Origin of the sequence: Streptomyces sp. NPDC006691 (assembly GCF_042869955.1) — a bacterium.
Lineage (GTDB): Bacteria > Actinomycetota > Actinomycetes > Streptomycetales > Streptomycetaceae > Streptomyces.
On sequence record NZ_JBIAGW010000038.1, the window covers coordinates 14,841 to 32,293 of the forward strand.

Annotated in this window: 10 protein-coding genes and 1 pseudogene; 3 read left to right on the forward strand and 8 right to left on the reverse strand. The window is 71.7% G+C overall.

Annotated features, from left to right (window positions below):
* Positions 1–241: 241 nt before the first annotated feature.
* The 7 genes and pseudogenes from ACFYNP_RS37165 to ACFYNP_RS37195 all read right to left on the reverse strand — a co-directional run bounded on the left by ACFYNP_RS37165 (position 242) and on the right by ACFYNP_RS37195 (position 14,500).
* Positions 242–1,498: an MFS transporter gene (locus tag ACFYNP_RS37165; RefSeq protein ID WP_388791769.1), complete on the reverse strand. Its 1,257-nt coding sequence runs from the start codon at positions 1,496–1,498 to the stop codon at positions 242–244.
* Entirely contained in the window at positions 1,495–2,247 is a 753-nt protein-coding gene (locus tag ACFYNP_RS37170) for a thioesterase II family protein (RefSeq protein ID WP_388791771.1), read from the reverse strand. The genes ACFYNP_RS37165 and ACFYNP_RS37170 overlap by 4 nt, the downstream gene beginning before the upstream one ends.
* Positions 2,244–7,580, reverse strand: a complete 5,337-nt coding sequence (locus tag ACFYNP_RS37175) for an SDR family NAD(P)-dependent oxidoreductase (RefSeq protein ID WP_388791773.1) — start codon at positions 7,578–7,580, stop codon at positions 2,244–2,246. The genes ACFYNP_RS37170 and ACFYNP_RS37175 overlap by 4 nt, the downstream gene beginning before the upstream one ends.
* Entirely contained in the window at positions 7,577–12,637 is a 5,061-nt protein-coding gene (locus ACFYNP_RS37180; RefSeq protein WP_388791775.1) for an amino acid adenylation domain-containing protein, read from the reverse strand. The genes ACFYNP_RS37175 and ACFYNP_RS37180 overlap by 4 nt, the downstream gene beginning before the upstream one ends.
* A 106-nt stretch (positions 12,638–12,743) precedes the next feature.
* The gene (locus ACFYNP_RS37185) at positions 12,744–12,989 is read right to left on the reverse strand and encodes a hypothetical protein (RefSeq protein ID WP_388791777.1); all 246 of its coding nucleotides are present in this window, start codon (positions 12,987–12,989) and stop codon (positions 12,744–12,746) included.
* Between the two features lie 18 nt (positions 12,990–13,007).
* A pseudogene (locus ACFYNP_RS37190) lies at positions 13,008–13,232 on the reverse strand (3-deoxy-7-phosphoheptulonate synthase); the annotation flags it as partial.
* Positions 13,233–13,945: 713 nt separating this feature from the next.
* Positions 13,946–14,500, reverse strand: a complete 555-nt coding sequence (locus ACFYNP_RS37195; RefSeq protein WP_388419681.1) for a streptavidin — start codon at positions 14,498–14,500, stop codon at positions 13,946–13,948.
* Positions 14,501–15,513: 1,013 nt separating this feature from the next.
* Between ACFYNP_RS37195 and ACFYNP_RS37200 the strand changes: the two genes are divergently transcribed.
* The 3 genes from ACFYNP_RS37200 to ACFYNP_RS37210 all read left to right on the forward strand — a co-directional run bounded on the left by ACFYNP_RS37200 (position 15,514) and on the right by ACFYNP_RS37210 (position 17,034).
* On the forward strand, positions 15,514–15,798 hold the full coding sequence (locus ACFYNP_RS37200; RefSeq protein WP_388791779.1) for a transposase: 285 nt from the start codon (positions 15,514–15,516) through the stop codon (positions 15,796–15,798).
* Positions 15,799–15,945: 147 nt separating this feature from the next.
* Positions 15,946–16,416 (forward strand): IS3 family transposase, encoded by a 471-nt coding sequence (locus ACFYNP_RS37205; RefSeq protein WP_388791783.1) that lies wholly within the window; start codon positions 15,946–15,948, stop codon positions 16,414–16,416.
* 72 nt (positions 16,417–16,488) lie between these two features.
* A complete protein-coding gene (locus ACFYNP_RS37210) occupies positions 16,489–17,034 on the forward strand; it encodes a transposase (protein WP_388791781.1) in 546 nt (181 codons plus the stop codon).
* Between the two features lie 311 nt (positions 17,035–17,345).
* Here ACFYNP_RS37210 and ACFYNP_RS37215 read toward each other — a convergent pair.
* Positions 17,346–17,453: SDR family oxidoreductase (locus ACFYNP_RS37215; RefSeq protein ID WP_388791785.1), on the reverse strand; the 108-nt coding region annotated here is incomplete at its 5' end.

Here is a 17,453-nt window from a genome sequence, read left to right on the forward strand (position 1 = left end):
CAAGTCTTGCGTTTCCCGTCGGTACACAAGCCGGTCTCACGTCACGCTAGCAGCCGGTCCCACCAGCGGGATTGACGGAACATCGGTTCCGGCCGCAGAGGCCCCGGACGCCTCCGCCCCGCGCGGGGCCCGGGGCGTCTCCTCAAGGTTGAGGCGTGCTCAGGACGATCCTTTCGAGGGGTGGTGGGCGGCCACTCCGCGATCGGTCCTTGCCGCGGTCGTCCTGCGGCTGCCTCCGCCGTCAGGAATCGGGATCGCGCCGTCCAGCAGCCGAGTTGAGAGGCGACAACAGGGAGGCCAGGCCCACGAGCAGGCGCAGCGCACCCGCGATCGCGATGATCAGGTACATGTTGTGCCATTGCTGCTCCAGCACACCGCCCAGCACCGAGGCGACCGGGATCGACATGAAGGCGATCATCCGGGTGGTCGCCACCACCCGGCCCAGCAGACGCGCGGGCACGGTGCGCTGACGCAGGACGAACCAGCTCACCATGTTCACCGTCCCGATGCCGTAGATCAGCGCCCACAGCAGGGAGATGCCGACGACGCCCCGCAGCGGGATCAGCAGGACGATGCCGGCGCCCGCGAGCACCGTGCCCGCGATGACGACCCGGCCGGGTGCGAAGCGGCGGCTCAGCCATGGGCACACCGCGGCCCCGAGCACCGCACCCGCGCCCTGCGCAGCGAAGACCACTCCGATCAGGGTGGGTGACATCGCGTGGTAGTCACTCAGGTAGTAGACGAGGTTCGCCTGCACCAGCCAGGTGCCCAGATTGGCGAGGGCGAACAGGACCGCGCCGCTGAGCAGAGGCCTGTTGTCCCGGACGATGTGGACCAGGCCGTCGCGCACCTCGCCCAGCATGTCGCGGCGGGCGGGCTCCGCCTCGACCGCGGGTGGCTTCGACCTGCTCCTGATGGCCACTATCGCCAGGGCCGACACGGCGAACGTGCCCGCGTCGGCCCAGACCGCGCCCTTGTAGCCGAGGGCCGCGATGAGCACGCCGCCCACGGCGGGACCGGCGAGGCTCATCACGTTGTCGCCCATCTGCATCCAGGCGTTGGCGCGCTCCAGGTCCCTGTCGCGGACCAGGTCCGGCACCATCCCCTGGAACGCCGGGTAGTACAGCGGTTCCACGCACGCGAGCAGGAACGCCGCCAGGTAGACCAGCAGCACCGACGAGGACCCCGACGTCACGACGAGCGCGAGGACCCCCGCGAGCACCGTCGCCGTCAAGTCGCCCATGACCAGGATCCGCCGGCGTTCGAACCGGTCGGCCATCACCCCGCCCGGCAGCGAGAGCAGCAGCAGCGGCGCGTACTCCAGCGCGTATACGACCGCGGTGTTCAGCGCCGACCCGGTGAGCTCGAACACCATGAGCGGCAGCGCCAGGCGGTAGATCCAGTTGCCGAGTCCGGACACGACGAACGCGAACAGCAGCAGCTCGTACGGTGCGCCGAGCCGCCGTCCGGCGCGCGCGGCGCGGACGTCCGTACTCATCCGGCCACCGCGCGCACCAAGTCCAGCACGGCAGACCGCTGCGGCCGGAGGTAGAAATGACCGCCGGGAAACATCCGCAGCCCGAACGGGCCGGACAGGTGCTCCTGCCACGCCTCCAACTGCTCCAGGGGGATCTGGTCGTCGGCCCCACCGAGCACGGTCACCGGCACCGGGACGGGAGCGGCCGCGGCGGGCCGGTACGTTTCGACGACCTCGTAGTCGGCGCGGAAGTACGGCAGGACCATGGCGCGCAGGTCAGGGTGTTCGCGCAGCTCTGCGGGGACCCCGCCGTGGCGGCGCTCGACCACGTCCAGGAACTCGTCCTCGGGGAGATCGTGGATGCTGCCCTGCCGCGTGACCAGGCCGGGTGCGGGGCGGGCGGAGAGGAAGACGTGCCGCGGCGCGGGCCCGTCTGACTCCACCAGCGCCCGGGTCAGTTCGAAGGCGACCAGCGCGCCGAAGCTGTGCCCGAAGAACACCATGGGCAGGTCCGTCGTGATCTGCCCGGCCAGCTCCGCCACGAGGGGGCGCATGCGGGTGTGCGGGCGCTCCTTGATCCGTGCTCCGCGCCCGGGGAGCTGCACGGCGCACACGTCGATGTCCTGGGGCAGGTAGCGGTGCCATCGCGTGAACTCGGCCGCGGATCCGCCCGCGTGGTGGAAGCAGTACAGCCGCAGCCGTGGGTTCGCGCGGTGTTCCCCGCGGACGGACCAGCGCGGCTCCTCGAAGTCGCTCAGGGGCGTGCTCATCGGGCTCCCTCCGTCTGGAGGCGCAGTTGGGCTGCCAGGGCCGAGATGGTCGGGAACTCGAAGAGCATGCCGATGCTGAGTTCGATGCCCAGCCGGTCCCGGACCTCCGCGATCAGACCGACGGCGCTGAGCGAGTCCCCGCCCAGTGCGAAGAAGTCCGCGCCGTGGTCGATGGAGCTCATGCCGAGGGCGGCCCGCCAGATCTCCTCCAGCATGGCGGCCACGTCCTGGCCGCGGCCGCCCGCCGGTGCGGAGGCGGGCTCGGGTGCGGTCTGCCCGGCAGCCGGGGCCGGAGCGGACGGTGCCGGCGAGGGGACCGGGGCGGCGGGCGCCGCCACCAGCGGTACCCGTACCGTCTCCAGGGCCAGCGGCGCCTTGGCGCGGTACGGACGTACGGCTACCTGCCGCGCAGGGCGCCGGCTCAGCACGTCGAACAGCAGGGCCACCCCTTCGCCGGGCGGGATGCCGTCCGAGGACGGAAGTCCCGAAAGCTCCTGCGCGACCGGCTCCTCCGTGGGCCCGGCCGCGAAGGGGTCACCCACCACCTTGCGCATCGTGAAGCCGCGCACGGAGACCGCAACGGCCCCCTCCGGTCCCACCAGGTCGATGTCGGAGACCAGCACGCCGCTGTCGCCACCGCCGCGCACGTGCCGTATGTGGCTGCTGAACTCGCCGGGCAGGTCGCGGTACACCGTGACCGTGCCGTACAGCAGAGGCAGGTGATGGGCGTCCTCGCGGCGCCGGGTGAGGGCCGTGGCGCTGTCGAGCAGCGCCGGGTGCAGTGGGTGGTCGGCCAACTCGGCGCGGAAGCGCTCGTCGAGGGCGAGCGAACCCAGCTGCTCGTCCGCCGAACGGCGTAGTGCGGTGACGTTGAGCCAGTGCGGGCCGAGTGCCGCGAGGTCGCCGGCGCCGGACGCGTCGACGGTCTCCGTCATCCGCGCGGACACCGCGGCCAGGTCCACCTCGGGCGCGGACGGGTCGGCCGCGGCGGCGACCCGTCCGTCGCAGTGCACGGTGGAGCCGCTGCGGACCGAGAAGGTCCAGGAGCCGCCGCCGCGCGGTTCAACAACGACCGAAACTCGCTGTGTGCCGTCAACGAACAGGGGGCGGCGGAACACCACTTCGGCCAGGCTCACCGGTACACCCGCGAGCTCTGGGCACAGCTCCCGGACCCCGCGGACCACCAGGTCGAGATGGCCCGTGCCCGGCAGGACCGCGCGCCCGGCGAACCGGTGCTCGTCCAGCACCCAGTCCTTCTCCGACAACTCCTCCTCGTACAGGAGGGTTCTCGGCGACCGGCGCTGCTCCGCGGCCCAGGCGGAGAGCGGTTCACCGCTGCCCGGGTCCACGGTGGACCTGGCGGCCATCCCCACGCTCGCCCAGCTCGGCCAGTTCACGCTGACGCAGCGTTGCCGGGAGAGGGAGGCGTGCGCGTCGAGGAACGCGTTGGCCGCCGCGTAGTCGGCGCCGCCGGCCAGTCCGGATATGGAGGCGCGGCTGGAGAACGAGGTGAAGAAGTCCAGCCGGGGACCGTCCGTGAACACCCGCTCCAGTACGAGCGTGCCGCGCAGTTTCGGCCCCAGTACCGCCCGGACCTGTTCCTGCGTACGGAAGGCGATCATGCCCTCGCCGGGCAGTCCGGCCGCGTGGAGGACGCCATGGATCCGCCCGGCCGTGCTCTCCACGCGCCGCACCAGGGCGCGCATGGATTCCTCGTCGGTGACGTCCCCGCGCTCGGCCAGCACTGTCGCGCCGAGCTGTTCGAGGATGGCGACCTCGTCGGCGGCCGAGCCGGTGAGCCCGGAGCGGCCGACCAGGACGAGGGTGGGGCCGAGGCCGGTCTCGGCCAACCCGCGTGCGACGGCCAGGCCGAGGCCGCCGAACCCGCCCGTGATCAGGTACGTGCCGCCGGGACGGACCGGGGGCTCGGTGGCCGGTTGATGACGGATCGGCACCTCCACGGGTGTCCATCGTCGGTCGCCGCGCAGCGCGACCACCGCCGGCCACCGCGACTCCTGAACCTGCTGGGTGATCAGATCCGCGTCCGTGCCCGGCGACACGTCGAGGAGCATGCACTGCGCGCCCGGAACTTCGAGCGGGACGGTCCTGGCGAGCCCGGCGAGCGCCGCCTTGGCCGGGTTGACGGCCTCGCCGCCGGACACGTCGGCGGCCTGTGCGGCGAGCAGCAGGAACCGTGCGGGCAGCCGCAGCCGAGGGTGGCGGACCACGGTCTGGACGAGGGCGAACGCGCTCTCCACACCCGCGGCCGACTGCTCTTTGATGGTGTCGGGGGTGGTCTCGGGCCAGGGCTGCGCCGCGAGCGCGTGCACATAGACGGCGGGCTCCTCGCCCTGGGCGAGCAGGCCGTCCAGCACGGACCGGACAGTGTCCGGGCGGGCGGGCACCACGCGGTGGCCGGCACGGCCCAGGACGCCGATCACGTGGCGGGAGCCTTGCGGGTCCTGCGGCAGCAGCGCCAGCGCGACGCTGCCGCGGTGCCGGGGCGGACGCGTCCCGGCAGGGATCTCCTCCCAGCGCATCACCGACAGCGGGGAGGGCGCGGGTGTGGCGACCTCTACCGGCGCGGGCTCCGGTGGGGCGGGCGTCTGCTCCCGCGCGCCGGTCCGCTCGGCCCGCTCCAGTTCGGGCTCCCGTGGCTGCGGCGCGGACGACGCGGGCGGGCTGATCCAGTACCGCTCCCGCTGGTACGGGTAGCCGGGCAGGGAGATCCGGCGTGCCGGCCGGGCCGGGCCCACGGCCTCCCAGCGCAGCTCGTGCCCCTCGGTCCACAGGGCACCCGCCGCCGCGAGGACGGCTTCCCGGTCGCTCCCGGCCGGGCCGAGGCTGGGTACCACGAGGCTGTCCGTGCCGTGCCGGCGCGCCAGCACGGACAGGGCGCGCCCCGGTCCGGCCTCCAGCGTGGTGAGCCGCTGTCCGTCCAGGAGTCGTGCCAGCGCGGGCGCGAAGAGCACCGGGGTGGTGAGCTGCCCGGCCCAGAACGCCGGGTCCACGGCCTGCTCGTCGGTCAGGGGCAGCCCCGTGGCGGCCGACACCACCGGGATCCTCGGTGCGGACAGGGACACACCGTCGAACGCCTCCAGGAACCGTTCGGCGGCCGGCGCCATGGCCGGGCTGTGGAAGGCGTGCGAGGTAGCGAGCCGCTTGCACCGGACCCCGGCCGCGAGCATCCGCGCCTCGACCGAGGCGATCGCGTCGGCGGGCCCTGCGAGCACGCTCTGGCGGGGGCCGTTCACGGCTGCGAGTACGACCCCGTCGGTCAGTAGCTCCCCGGCCTTCCGCTCGCCCAGGGACACGGCGAGCATTGACCCGGCGGGCATGGCCTGCATGGCCTGAGCCCGGGCGGTGACCAGCCGCAGCCCGTCCTCCGGGCTCGTCACGCCCGCCACCACGCCGGCCACCAGCTCACCGACGCTGTGGCCGAGCAGCGCGACGGGCGACACGCCCCACGCCCGCCACATCGCGGCCAGTGAGCAGCCGACCGCCGCCAGGAGCGGCTGCGCGTACTCGGTGCGCCCCAGCAGTTCGGCGGCGTGCGGCCCGCGCCAGGCAGGTTCGAGATCGAGGCCGAGCCCGGCCACGGTGTCTAGGCACTGGCGCATCGTCTCGGTGAACGTCGCGTCGTAGCCCATCAGTCCGGCGGCCATCTCCGGGTGCTGGGAGCCCTGCCCAGGGAAGAGCAGCGCGACCGGGCGGGCGGCAGCCCCGTGCTGCGGGCGGATCACGTCGCGGCCCTCCGCGTCGGAGAGCAGGGTCACCGCCTCACGGGCCGAGCCGGCGACGGCGGCGCGGCGCTCCCGGTGGACGGTCCTGCCATGCCGCAGCGTCATGACCGTGTCCACGAACCCGTCCTCGCCCTGCCAGGTGAGGTGCCGGGCGAGCCGCGTGCGGACCTCCGCCTCGGCGGGTTCTGTGCGCGCCGACCAGACGACCAGCTCGGGACCGTCGGCCGGCGTGCCGGGCCGGTCCACGGGCCCCTGCTCCAGCAGGACGTGCGCGTTGGTGCCGCCCACGCCGAACGAACTGACGGCGGCGGTCCTGGGCCGCGCCCCCGCGGCCGGCCACGCGTCGCGCTGGTCGACGACCCGGAAGGGGGTCGCCCCCAGGTTCAACTTCGGGTTGGGCTCAGTGAAATGCGCCGTGGGCACCAGCTCGCCCTTCTCCAGGCACAGAACGGTCTTGATGAGCCCCGCGACCCCGGCGGCCGGGCCGAGGTGGCCGATGTTCGACTTCACCGATCCGAGCGCAACGCTCGACGGGGTGAGCCCGCCGCCATCGGCCAGAAACCCGTACGCCGAGGTGAGCGCCTCGATCTCGATGGAGTCACCGATGTCCGTGCCGGTGCCGTGCGCCTCGACGTAGTCGATGTCTTCGGGGGTGAGTCCGGCGACGGTCATCGCCTCCACCACGGCCCGCATCTGCCCGTCCACACCCGGCGCACCGAAACTGACGCGGTTCGCCCCGTCGTTGGTGACGGCGGAGCCGCGGATCACCGCGCGCACCGGGTCCCCGTCCGCCAGCGCGTCGCAGAGCAGTCTGAGGACGATGACACCGCCGCCGTTACCGAAGACGGTGCCGTTGGCCTTGGCGTCGAACGGACGGCACACGCCGTCTTGCGAGTAGATGCTGCCCGGCGCCCAGCGGTAGCCGTGCGCGTACGGCAGCTCGATCTCCGTGCCGCCCGCAAGGGCGACATCGCACTCGCCCGAACGCAGCGCCTCGCACGCGAGGTGCACGGCCACCAGCGAGGTGGAGCAGGCGGTGGCGACCGACAGGGCGGGCCCGGTCAGGCCGAGACGGTACGAGGCCGTGCTGGCGACGTAGTCGTTGTTGTTGTAGATGTCCAGAGACAGGGCGCCCGTGCGGGCCGCGAGCTCCTTGTTCGCGCGGATGTTGAACTCCGCGTACCGGTTGGAGGCTGCGCCGCCGTACACGCCGACTGTGCCGGGCGCGGCGAACGCGTCGTAGCCCGCGTCCTCCAGGGCAGAGTGCGCCAGTTCCAGGAACAGCCGCTGCTGCGGGTCGCGCATGGAGGCCTCGCGCGGGGTCATCCCGAAGAACGCCGCGTCGAACCGATCGGCGTCCTCCAGCAGCGGGATCCGGCGTACGTAGTGGGGGTCCTGGAGCAGTCGCTCCTCGACGCCCGCGGCCCGCAGTTCCTCGTCGCCGAGAGTGCTGAAGCAGTCCTCGCCCTCGGACAGGGCGAGCCAGAACTCCTCCAGGTTCCTCGCCCCGGGGAACCGTCCCGCCATACCGACGATCGCGATGGGCGCGGCGGTCTGTTCGTGCATGTCGTGCGTCTCCGGCGTGTTCATCGCTGAGTGGTCCTCTTCTGCTCGTTCATGCGCCGGCGCACCGCTCGCCGCGCGATGGCCGTGCCGGTCAACGCGGCGGCCGTACCGGCTGGTGAGCCCTGTCGCCCCTCGGTGGGAGGCGCGCCGCCCACCGAGGGAGCGGCGTCGCCCCGCAGGTGCCGGGCGAGCAGCCGGGGGTTGGGGAAGCGGAACAGGTCCACGACCTCGACGGTGAACCCCTGCGCCCGCAGTCGCTCGTGCATCCGCAGCAGCGACAGCGAGGTCAGGCCGGCGTCGAAGAAGTTCGTGGCCGGGTCCAGCGGGTGGGGCGAGCCGTGCCCGTTGCCCCGTACCCCGGCCCCCGCGCCGAGCTGCTCCCGCAAGGCGTCGACGATCACGTCCTCGGCCGCGGAGGCCACCGGCCGCTCCGCCGATGCCTTCGGCACCAGGGCTGCCACGGACGCGTGGACGTCGACCTTTCCGTTGTGATCGAGAGGGAGTTCGTCCAGGACGACGATCCGCCCCGGCACCCCCCACGCGGGGAGGACGGCACTCAGCTCGTGGCGCAGTTCCTCCCCGAGCAGGGGGCTCGCGCCGGGCGCCGCGACGAAGGCGGTGATCTCCGTCCCGGAGACCATGGCGACGCACTGCCTCACCGCCGGGTGAGAGCGCAACGCGGCCTCGATCTCGGCGGGTTCGAGGCGATGGCCGCCGACCGACACCTGGCGGTCGCGCCGCCCGACGAACTCGATCTGCCCGTCGGGCGTGTATCGGCCGAGATCGCCGGTGCGGTACGTCGACACCCCCTGCTGCCCGTACGGATCAGGCCCGAACGGAGACGGCTCCCGCGCGGGACGTGTGCCGAGGGCCAGCCCGCGCCCGCGCACCAGGATCTCCCCAAGCTGTCCGACGCCCGCGCCCTCGATGACCAGTTCGCGCCAGGGGCTGCGGGCCGCCAGCGGAACGCTGGTCCGGTCCTGCCGTCGCCGCACGGGGTCGTCGGCGGGGTCGCGCCAGCGCAGCCAAGTGCTCAACTGCGGGGTCTCGGTGGACCCGTAGCCGTGGTGGATCTCCGCGGCAGGGGCGGCGCGCCGCAGCTCCCGCGCCACCGGGTCGGTGAGCAGCGCCCCGCAGAGCACCACGTGCCGCAGCCGGTCGAGCAGCCTGCCCCTGGCACGCGCCGCCGAGGTGAGCAGCTGGACCACACCCGGGGTGGCGTGCAGGGCCGTGATGCGGTGTTCCAACAGCAGGTCCACCAGTGCCCCGGGCTCGGTGCCCTCGGCCGGGAGGTGGAGGGCGGCGCCGCTGGTGAGGGGTACCAAGATGTCACGCAACACCGGGTCGTGCCCTGGTGCGGACAACATCAGGAAGCGGTCGTCGGGACCGGTCCCGAACGCCTCGCGGTACCAGTGCAGCGCTTCGGGGAGCGCCTCGGGCGGAGCGAACACCACACTCGGCTCCCCGGTGGTGCCCGAGGTGCACAGCGCGTGCCCCCAGTCGAGGGGCACCAGGTCGGTGGCCGGACGCGGCAGGGCCGGTCCGGTCAGGACCGGGACCGGCCAGTCGGCGCCTTCCCCCTTGAGTACCGCCTCGGCGCCGGCCCCCGCGAGGCAGGCCAGCAGCCGGCGGGCGGGCAGGGCGGCATCCACCAGGGCGACGTGGCATCCGCAGTGCCAGGCGGCCAGGAGCTCGACGACGGTCCCGGGGGACCGGTCGCCCGGCAGCAGCAGGGCGCGCCCCGACCAGCCGGCCTCGCGCAGGGCGTCCGAGCGGGCCACGACCCGCTCGCGCAGTTCCCCGTACGTCATCCGGCCTCCGGGAAAGCTCAGCGCCACCCGGTCGGCGTGGAGTTCGGCAGTCCGGGTGAAGGCCTCGGCCACGCCCGCGAGGGCCGGAGGCGGGGCCAGTTCCGCCGGCGGCCGGTCGCTGCCCAGCAGCCATCCGGAGGGTGCCCGGCCGAGATCGGCGGGGGCCTCGCGGAGGAGCCGGACGACTTGGCCGAGCAGCTTCGCGGCGGTCTCCGCGTCGAAGATGTCCCGGGCGTGCACCAGCTGGAGCCGGTAGCCCGAGTCCCCTTCGCGGTGCAGGTACAGGCCGAGGTCGAACAGGGAGCCGGTGGTGTCCGGTTCCACCGGGACGGCCGGCACTCCGTCGAACGAGGGGGCGGGAGCGGCGTGCGTGAGGTCGTTGAACCAGATCTGGTAGAGCGGGTTGCGGCTCAGGGTGCGGGGGAGGCCCAGCGCCTGGACGATCCGCTCGAAGTCGGCACCCGCGTGCTCGTGGGCTTCCATCATCGCGTCGGAGACCTGGCGGACCAGCCCGGCGAAGCTCTCCGCGGCCGCCACGTCGACCCGCACCGGCAGGGTGTCGATGAGGAACCCGATGACCTCCTCGCTGGCGCCCCCGTCGCGGGAGGACCACGGGACGCCGACCACGATCTCACCCTGCCCGCTCCACGAGGTGAGCACGGTGGTGAAGGCCGCGAGTACCACGGCGACGGGAGTGACCCCGATGCGCTGCGCCGCCTCGTCCAGGAGATGTGCGTCCGCCCTGCTCCCGGTGGACTCGACGGCGCCGCCCTCGAAAGTGGTGACGGCCGGGCGGCGCGCCTGGAAGGGCAGCCCGTGCGTCCGCGGAGCGTCCCGCAGCCGGTTCACCCAGTACGCGAGGTGCGCCTCGCGCTCCCTCGCTTCCTCCCGGCCGGCACGGTCCACCAGCAGGTCTCCGAAATGCGCAGGCTCTTCTTCGGGCGGGAAGCCGCCGTAGGTGGCGGCCAGTTCCGAGAGGAAGAGGTCCACCGACCGCTGGTCCGCTATCGCGTGGTGCAGGACGGTGACCAGGCAGCCGTCGCCCTCCTCGTCCTGGGCGTACACGACCCGCAGCAGCGGCGCGCGGTCGACGGGCAGCGGCTCGGCCGCTGACTTGGCCGCCAGCGCGCGGCATCGCTCCTCGCTGAGCACCCCGTCCACCACCCGGGTCTCCAGCGGAGTTTCCACCCGCTCGGCGACCGCCTGGTAGGGGCCCGATTCGTCGCTGACGACGGCGGTACGCAGGGACTCGTGCCGCCGTACGACCAGGGCCAGGGCCTCGCGCAGCCGGGCCGTGTCCAGCCCCCCGGTGACGCGTACGGCGCAGACGACGTTGTAGGCGCTCAGCCGCGGGTAGAGCTGCTCCATCAGCCACAGTCGGCGCTGCCCGCCGGAGACGGGCGCGCGGGACGGATCGGAGCGCCGCGGCAGGGCGGTGCTGGCGGGACCGGCGCCGCCGGCCACGCGGCGGCGCAGACCGGCCAGGGTAATCCGCTCGCGCAGCAGTTCGGCGAGGGTGATGCGCAGCCCGTACGAGCGCAGCAACTCGCCGCGCAGCCGTACTGCGGCGAGACTGTGGCCGCCCGCCGCCAGGAAGTCGGCGTCCTCGTCCACGGTGTCGAGTCCGAGCACCTGCGCCCAGAGCCGGGTCAGTGGGTCGCCCTCCAGAGCCGGCCCGTCGGCGCGGGGCGCCAGGAGCTCGGCGGCCCGCCGCCGCAGCAGCACGCGGTCCTGCTTGCCGCTGCGGGTGAGCGGCATCGCGTCCAGCGCCACGAATTGAGTGGGGACGTACGCGGATGGCAGCCGGGCCGCGACATGGGTGCGGCACTCCTCCTGCCAGTCGGCACCGCTCCGATCCGCTCCGTGGGGCCGGACGAACGCGACGAGGCGGGGGGCCCGTTGACCGGCGACGACCACGGCGCACTCATCGACCGCAGGGTGCTGGCGCAGCACGCTCTCGACCTCGCCGGGCTCCACGCGCACGCCCCTGATCTTGACCTGCTCGTCGATCCGCCCGCGATATCGGATCTCGCCGTCCACCACCCGCACGAGGTCCCCCGTCCGGTAGACGCGGTCCAGGCCGCTGCCCTCGGGGGCGGGGACGAACATCCGCTCCGTCAGGTCGGGGCGGCCGAGGTACCCCAGGGCCAACGGCACGCCGCCGATGCAGAGTTCGCCCGTTCCGCCCTCGATGACGGGCCGTCCTCGCTGATCCAGGACGAGCAGTTCGCAATTGTCGATGGCCCGCCCGATGGGCACGTCGTCGATCAGTGAGGGATCCTCGGGGCAGTCCCAATACGTGACCTCGATCGAAGCCTCCGTGGGGCCGTACAGATTGTGCAGCTGGGCGGGCAGCGTCTTGACGAAGGTCCGCGCCAGCGTGACCGGTAGTGCCTCACCGCTACAGAACACGTGCCGCAGACCGGTGCAGTCGGCAGCGTTCGGCCAGCGCAGGAACTCGTCCAGCATCGACGGTACGAAATGGCAGACGGTGACCTGCTGTTCGATCACCGTCTGCATGATGGCGGCCGGATCGGCGTGCTCACCGGGGGCGAGCAGCACGAGCCGCGCACCGACGATCAGCGGCCAGTAGATCTCCCAGCCGGACACGTCGAAGGTGTACGGGGTCTTTTGCAGGACGCGGTCCTCGGGAGCCAGCCCGTAGTGGCGCTGCCCCCACAGCAGCCGGTTGACGACACCGGCGCTGGGGACCACCACACCCTTGGGTGTCCCCGTGGAACCCGACGTGAAGATGACGTTGACCGGCTGGTTCGCGGCGACGGGCCGCAGCGGGCCCGGCACGTAGGCCTCGTCGGGATCGGCGGACAACGGTTCCACGTCCAGCCGGCCGGGCCCGTCCGGACCCCGCCAACCGGCCAGCTCCTCGGTGGTGCCCACGACCAGAGCCGGCCGGGCGGTGTCCAGGATCAGCGCGAGCCGATCGGCCGACTCGTCGGTGGCCAGCGGCAGATAGGGCAGCCCGGCCTTGAGCACGCCGAGCAGCGCGGCCACCATGTGCGGTCCGCGCCGGGCCAGCACCGCGACGGGCCGGTCCTCGGGCAGGCCGCGGCGCAGCAGTTCGGCGGCGAGGCGGTCGGAGACCTCCTCCATCCGGCGGTAGGTCCAGCTCTCCCCGGCGCCCGCACAGGCCACCGCGTCGGGTGTGCGCTCGCTCGCGGCCCGGATCAGGCCCGGGATGCCGTACGGCGCGGGATGGTCGACGGACGGGCCGCGCAGAGCGCGGACCTCCTGGTCGGGATGTTGGCGCATGACGAATGTTCCCCCGTTGGAAAAATTGAACGAACCGGCTGGTGGAGGCGGGGCGGCGTAGTTCACGCGCGCCCGGCGGACACCGCGGTGACCGTCTGCTCCAGATTCAGCCGTAGATCACAAGGTCAGGTAGTGGCCGAGCCCGGTGAACCCGGCCGGGCATGCCGACGCACGGCGGCACGCCGTCGGGAGTGCCTTTGGATGGAGCCCTCAGCGATCGCTCCTGCGATGCCACGGGCTGTTGGAAGCCTTCGATCTCACGGCCGATGTCCTCGACGACCAGGGTCGTGCGGCCGTCCGGTGCGGTGACCGTGTCGCCGTGCATCGGTCGCACATCCAGTTCACCGAACACCCGACCCGTCGAACGGTGTCAATCAGCCGCAGGTTCCGGCAGACGACGCCGACGCCCTGCCGCGCGACAGGCTGAGCCGGCCTGTGCTGCCACCGGGTTGTCCATGAGGGACAGCAGGTGCACGTGCGCCCGGTGCATTCGGCGGGTGACCTCGCCGCTCCACGGCCAGTGCGCCGACGACAGGAAGGCCCGGCCCGGACCGTCGCCGCGCGCCAGCGGAACCTCTTGGCCGAGTACGAAGGCTTCGAGGCTGGTCCCTGCGGGGGCAGAGTCCGAGCGGGCCCCGTCCGCCGGGCGGGTGTTCCGTGCGCGCGGCCGCCCAGCGGTTCAGGAGGCGCTGCGGAGCGTCGACCAGGGCCGAACTCCGGGGCTCCGGGACGCTCCCCATGTGCCCCAGAAGGATGGGCAGTTCGAGGCAGAGCGTCGTCCGCATCGCACGGGGTACGCGGCGTCCGCACCGGGAAACGGCCCCTCGCATCGATCACATTGCCCGGAAGGAAATGCTCCGGATCAAGGAGAATCGCGTACACGTTCTCGTTTCTGCTGATGAGGCCAAGGCCGGTGCTTGCATAGCGCTTTGCGGCTTCACGCTCGCGGAGGGCCGCCATCAGCAGAAAGGGGTCGAGTGTGTGCCTTTGGTCGAACAGATCAATAGGGTCATCGGGCCTGGCCGTCATGACTCAATTCCACCTCTTCATGGCAACGGAAGCAACCGGCCATGATCACGCTGAATACCTGCCGGGGCGGGAACTGCGAGACGCGTCATTCGTTCCCGGTTCGCCGCGAGGCCGCCGCCCGGGGCAGGTCGCACCGGGTACCCGCAGCGGCGTCGGGCACGGGCCTACGGACAAACCAGACGCACGAGCCGTCCGAAGGGGTTCCTTCGGACGGCTCGCGCGCGTTCGGTCGAGTGGTTCGACCCGTCGGCGCCGGGGCGCCATCGGGCTCGGGGCGGTTTACTGCTGCGCGGAGTCCAGAGGATTGGCGTTCACGGCGCCTGCCTTCTTGGCGGCGTCGACCGCGGCCTTGGAAGGCTTCGTCTTGCTGAACTCGTCGTGGCCGACCAGGGTGGACTTCCACGCGTTGGCGGCGGTGGTGCCCGAGGTGAGCAGCCACTGGGTGTTGATCCTGGCCTCGTTGCCACCGGTGAACTGGCCGCTCCACGTGGTGGTGGAGTGGGCGTTGCGGAAGTCGTTCTTCCAGGTGACGGTCCAGCCGAGGGCGGCGCCGCTGCCGTCGGTGGCGGGGGCGTTGTCGTAGCGACCGGTCACGACGTAGCGGTTCTCGGCGTTGCCGACGGCCGACTCGTAGGTGCCGGTGAGTGAGCCGTCGGCGGCCGCCGTCACGACGAAGGTCGAGCCCAACTCGTTGTACCAGGTGCCAGTGAGGCCGGAAACGGCCACGGCCGAGGCGGCCGACTGGGAGGCGTTGGGAGTGTCCGGAGAAGCGCTGGCGGAAGCCGCGACGCAGGTCAGCGAGACGGCGATGGCTGCAACCACGATCTTGCGCATGTGAGACACGAAATTTTCTCCTATGTGATGCAGCGAGCACGGTGGCGTGCATGTGTCGTACGCCGACCGGAAGCTCACCCCGTTAAAGGTGTGTGACCTCGGCCATGTAGCCGGGGTGACCGGCGACAATCAGCAATAGGGCATGCGCCTTTGGCGGCAGAATAGGATGGTCGAGGTCCGGTAGATGATTGCCAAGGGCACATGTTCGGTGGATATCGTACATCCGCCTTATGGTTTCGCCACAACCTTTTCGGGACGCCAATTTCGGCCAAGTCGTGGCCGGGAATTAATGATTGACCGGGTTGTGTCGATCTTGCACGCGACTCCGGATCGCCTTTACGGCAGGGACGGTGCCCAGTTCATTTTGGCGAGAAATGAGGAGGTCTGTGAGCCGGTCTTCTCTATCGCCTGCTGCTCATGCGCCTGCTGCTCGTGCCCGGCGCATGCCGAGCGTGGACAGGTCGTCGCGCTGCTTGTGCGGGGGAGTTCGTCCGTTCTTCGGCGACTGTTGTCGACGAACGTGCCGAGCGTCACCGCCCGTCCTCACCGTCGCCGGAGTGCTCCATGTGCTTGCAATCAAGCGCCCAGTTGCCGACCTGAGGGCGCTTCACCGGCCACCCGTCCTCCCCGGCCGGAGTGAGCTCAAGCCTGTTCTCCAGCATCACTGCTGGCTCACCATGAGCTTGGTAGCGTCCCACACGCTGCGCCTCAGCGTCCGAGTTCTCCGACAGCTGGCGGGTCAGCTCGACCCGTTCCGGGCCGCCGTGGACCCGAAGACAGCCGCTGCGACGTTCAACGGCCGCACTCTTGACGGGACGTGGAGAACGAGGAACCCCCGACGACGGAGATCCGTTTCCACAGCCGGGCCCTCGCGCGGCAATCCGGAGGCCGGCAGAGGCGTACGAACGACAGATCAAAAACGAGGAGACCGACAGGCCCCAGGAACCCGGCCCCGCCACCCTGATCGTGGACACCTCGACAGTGGATCTTGAGTCCAGGGAGAGGGGTCCCAGGTGGGAACCTGCAGGCACTCGTCGGAGTTCCGGGCCGACGCGGTGGCGTTGGCTCGTTCGTCGGGCCGGCCCGTCTCGCGTATGGCTGCCGAGCTGGGTGTGAACCACGAGACGCTGCGGCAGTGGATCAAGACTGCGGAGAAGGCAGAGCGGCCCGAGGCCGTCGCGGCGTCGGCGAATGACACGGAAATCGCGGCCTTGCGCAAGCAGGTGCGCGAGCTGGTGATGGAACGGGACATCCTGCGCCGGGCGGCCAAGTATTTTGCGGGCGAGACGAACTGGTGAGCCGCTTCGAGTTCGATGCCGACCACCGCGGCGCCTTCGGCGTGAAGCGGCTGTGCACCGTGCTGGGCCTGTCGAGGTCCGGGTTCTGCCGCTGGTTGCAGGCCGCTCCGGCCAGCGCCGCGAAAGTGTGCCGCGGACGCCGCACTCATCCGGCAGGTACGCAAGGTCCACGCGGCATCCGGGAAGACGTACGGGGCCAGGCGGATCACCGCCGAACTGCGCGCGGGCGGCCTGGAGGTGAACCGCAACCGCAGCGAACGACTCATGCGCCAACACGCCATTCGGGGACGGGGGCTGAAGCGCCGGCACCGCACCACCATCCCGGACCCCGCCGACCAGGCAGTGCCCGACCTGCTCCGGCGGAACTTCACCGCATCCGGCCCCGACCGGGCCTGGACCGGAGCCCGGCCGGCACGGTTGGCCAACCGCACGAGCCGCCCGTCTCACGGTCTTCCGCCGGCTCGGCTTCCACAACCACCAGCGCGGACACTCCACGATCGGCCACCTCGCCCCGGTCGCCTACGAAGAGAGATCAACTACGCCGGCCCTCGCTGCATGACAACCGGTGCGTCCACGATCAAGGCGGCAGCCCCGTCGGCCAATAGCTGCGGATCCTAGTGCTGGATTCCGCTTTTGCTGGGTGTATGTCCTTGTGGCGGGGTAGTTGGGGTGCTCGGGGGCGGGTGCTGCATGGTGGTATTACGGGCACGGCAGAGTCGTGACGAGAACGAGGAACGGGTCGTACGTCGGCTGTCGCGAGCGCGCAAGGCTCCGCGTGATCTGGTGCTGCGGGCACGGATGGTCGAGCTGAGCTGGTCCGGGCTTCGAGTGCCGGGAATCGCGAACGAGTTGAGGTGCAGCCCCAAGACAGGCCGCTGCTGGGTGCACCGCTTCAACCGCTCAGGTCTGGACGGACTGGAGGACCTCGGCGGTCGGGGCCGCAAGCGGCGGATCACCGAGGCGGAACGCTCACGGATCATCGGCCTGGTCAGACAGTCGCCTCCAGGTCAGCTGACCATGCAGGCCGACGGTGAGCCGGCCGCGGCGGATGAGTCCGGGCCGCCGGAGTGGACTCTTGACGCACTGGCCGCCGAGGCCGGCCGGATGGGTATCGAGATCGGTCGCAGCCAGGTCCGCCGCATTCTGCTGGCCGAGGGAGTGCGCTGGCGCCGCACCCGGTCCTGGACTCGCTCGAATGATCCGGACTTCGAGGGAATCCCCCCGCCAGGTTCGTGACGTCAGGGCGGAGGTCGAGGGCGACGATCCGGGCACCGCGGGCGTGGAGAAGCTCCACGGTCGCCCGGCCCACCCCTAGCGCGGCTCCAGTGACGAGAGCGATCTGCCCAGCGAACTCGGTGGTTTCGGACGTTGCGGCGGATGCGGTTGCGGGTGTCATGAAGCGGTCCCTGGAGAAGGTGAGGGTGAGTGCTGGCGCCAGTGCAGGGCACCTGAAGTGCTGTGCGGTGGTGCGGTGGTGCGGAGCGGGTGGGCCGCGCCGTTGACGCAAGCACGGCAGGCCCACGTGAGCGTCGTACGGCCTGGGTTGTTCAGTGTGCGGTGAGACCGCCGTCGACCACCAGCTCGGCGCCAGTGACGAACGAGGAGTCGTCGCAGGCCAGGAAGAGAATCGCGGGTGCGATCTCGTCGGCGCGGCC

Coding starts and splice junctions, on each gene's coding strand:
- ACFYNP_RS37175 (WP_388791773.1), bottom strand. CDS start 7,580: ATGAACACGCCGGAGACGCACGACATGCACGAACAGACCGCCGCGCCC.
- ACFYNP_RS37195 (WP_388419681.1), bottom strand. CDS start 14,500: ATGCGCAAGATCGTGGTTGCAGCCATCGCCGTCTCGCTGACCTGCGTC.
- ACFYNP_RS37180 (WP_388791775.1), bottom strand. CDS start 12,637: ATGCGCCAACATCCCGACCAGGAGGTCCGCGCTCTGCGCGGCCCGTCC.
- ACFYNP_RS37210 (WP_388791781.1), top strand. CDS start 16,489: ATGGTGGTATTACGGGCACGGCAGAGTCGTGACGAGAACGAGGAACGG.
- ACFYNP_RS37170 (WP_388791771.1), bottom strand. CDS start 2,247: ATGAGCACGCCCCTGAGCGACTTCGAGGAGCCGCGCTGGTCCGTCCGC.
- ACFYNP_RS37165 (WP_388791769.1), bottom strand. CDS start 1,498: ATGAGTACGGACGTCCGCGCCGCGCGCGCCGGACGGCGGCTCGGCGCA.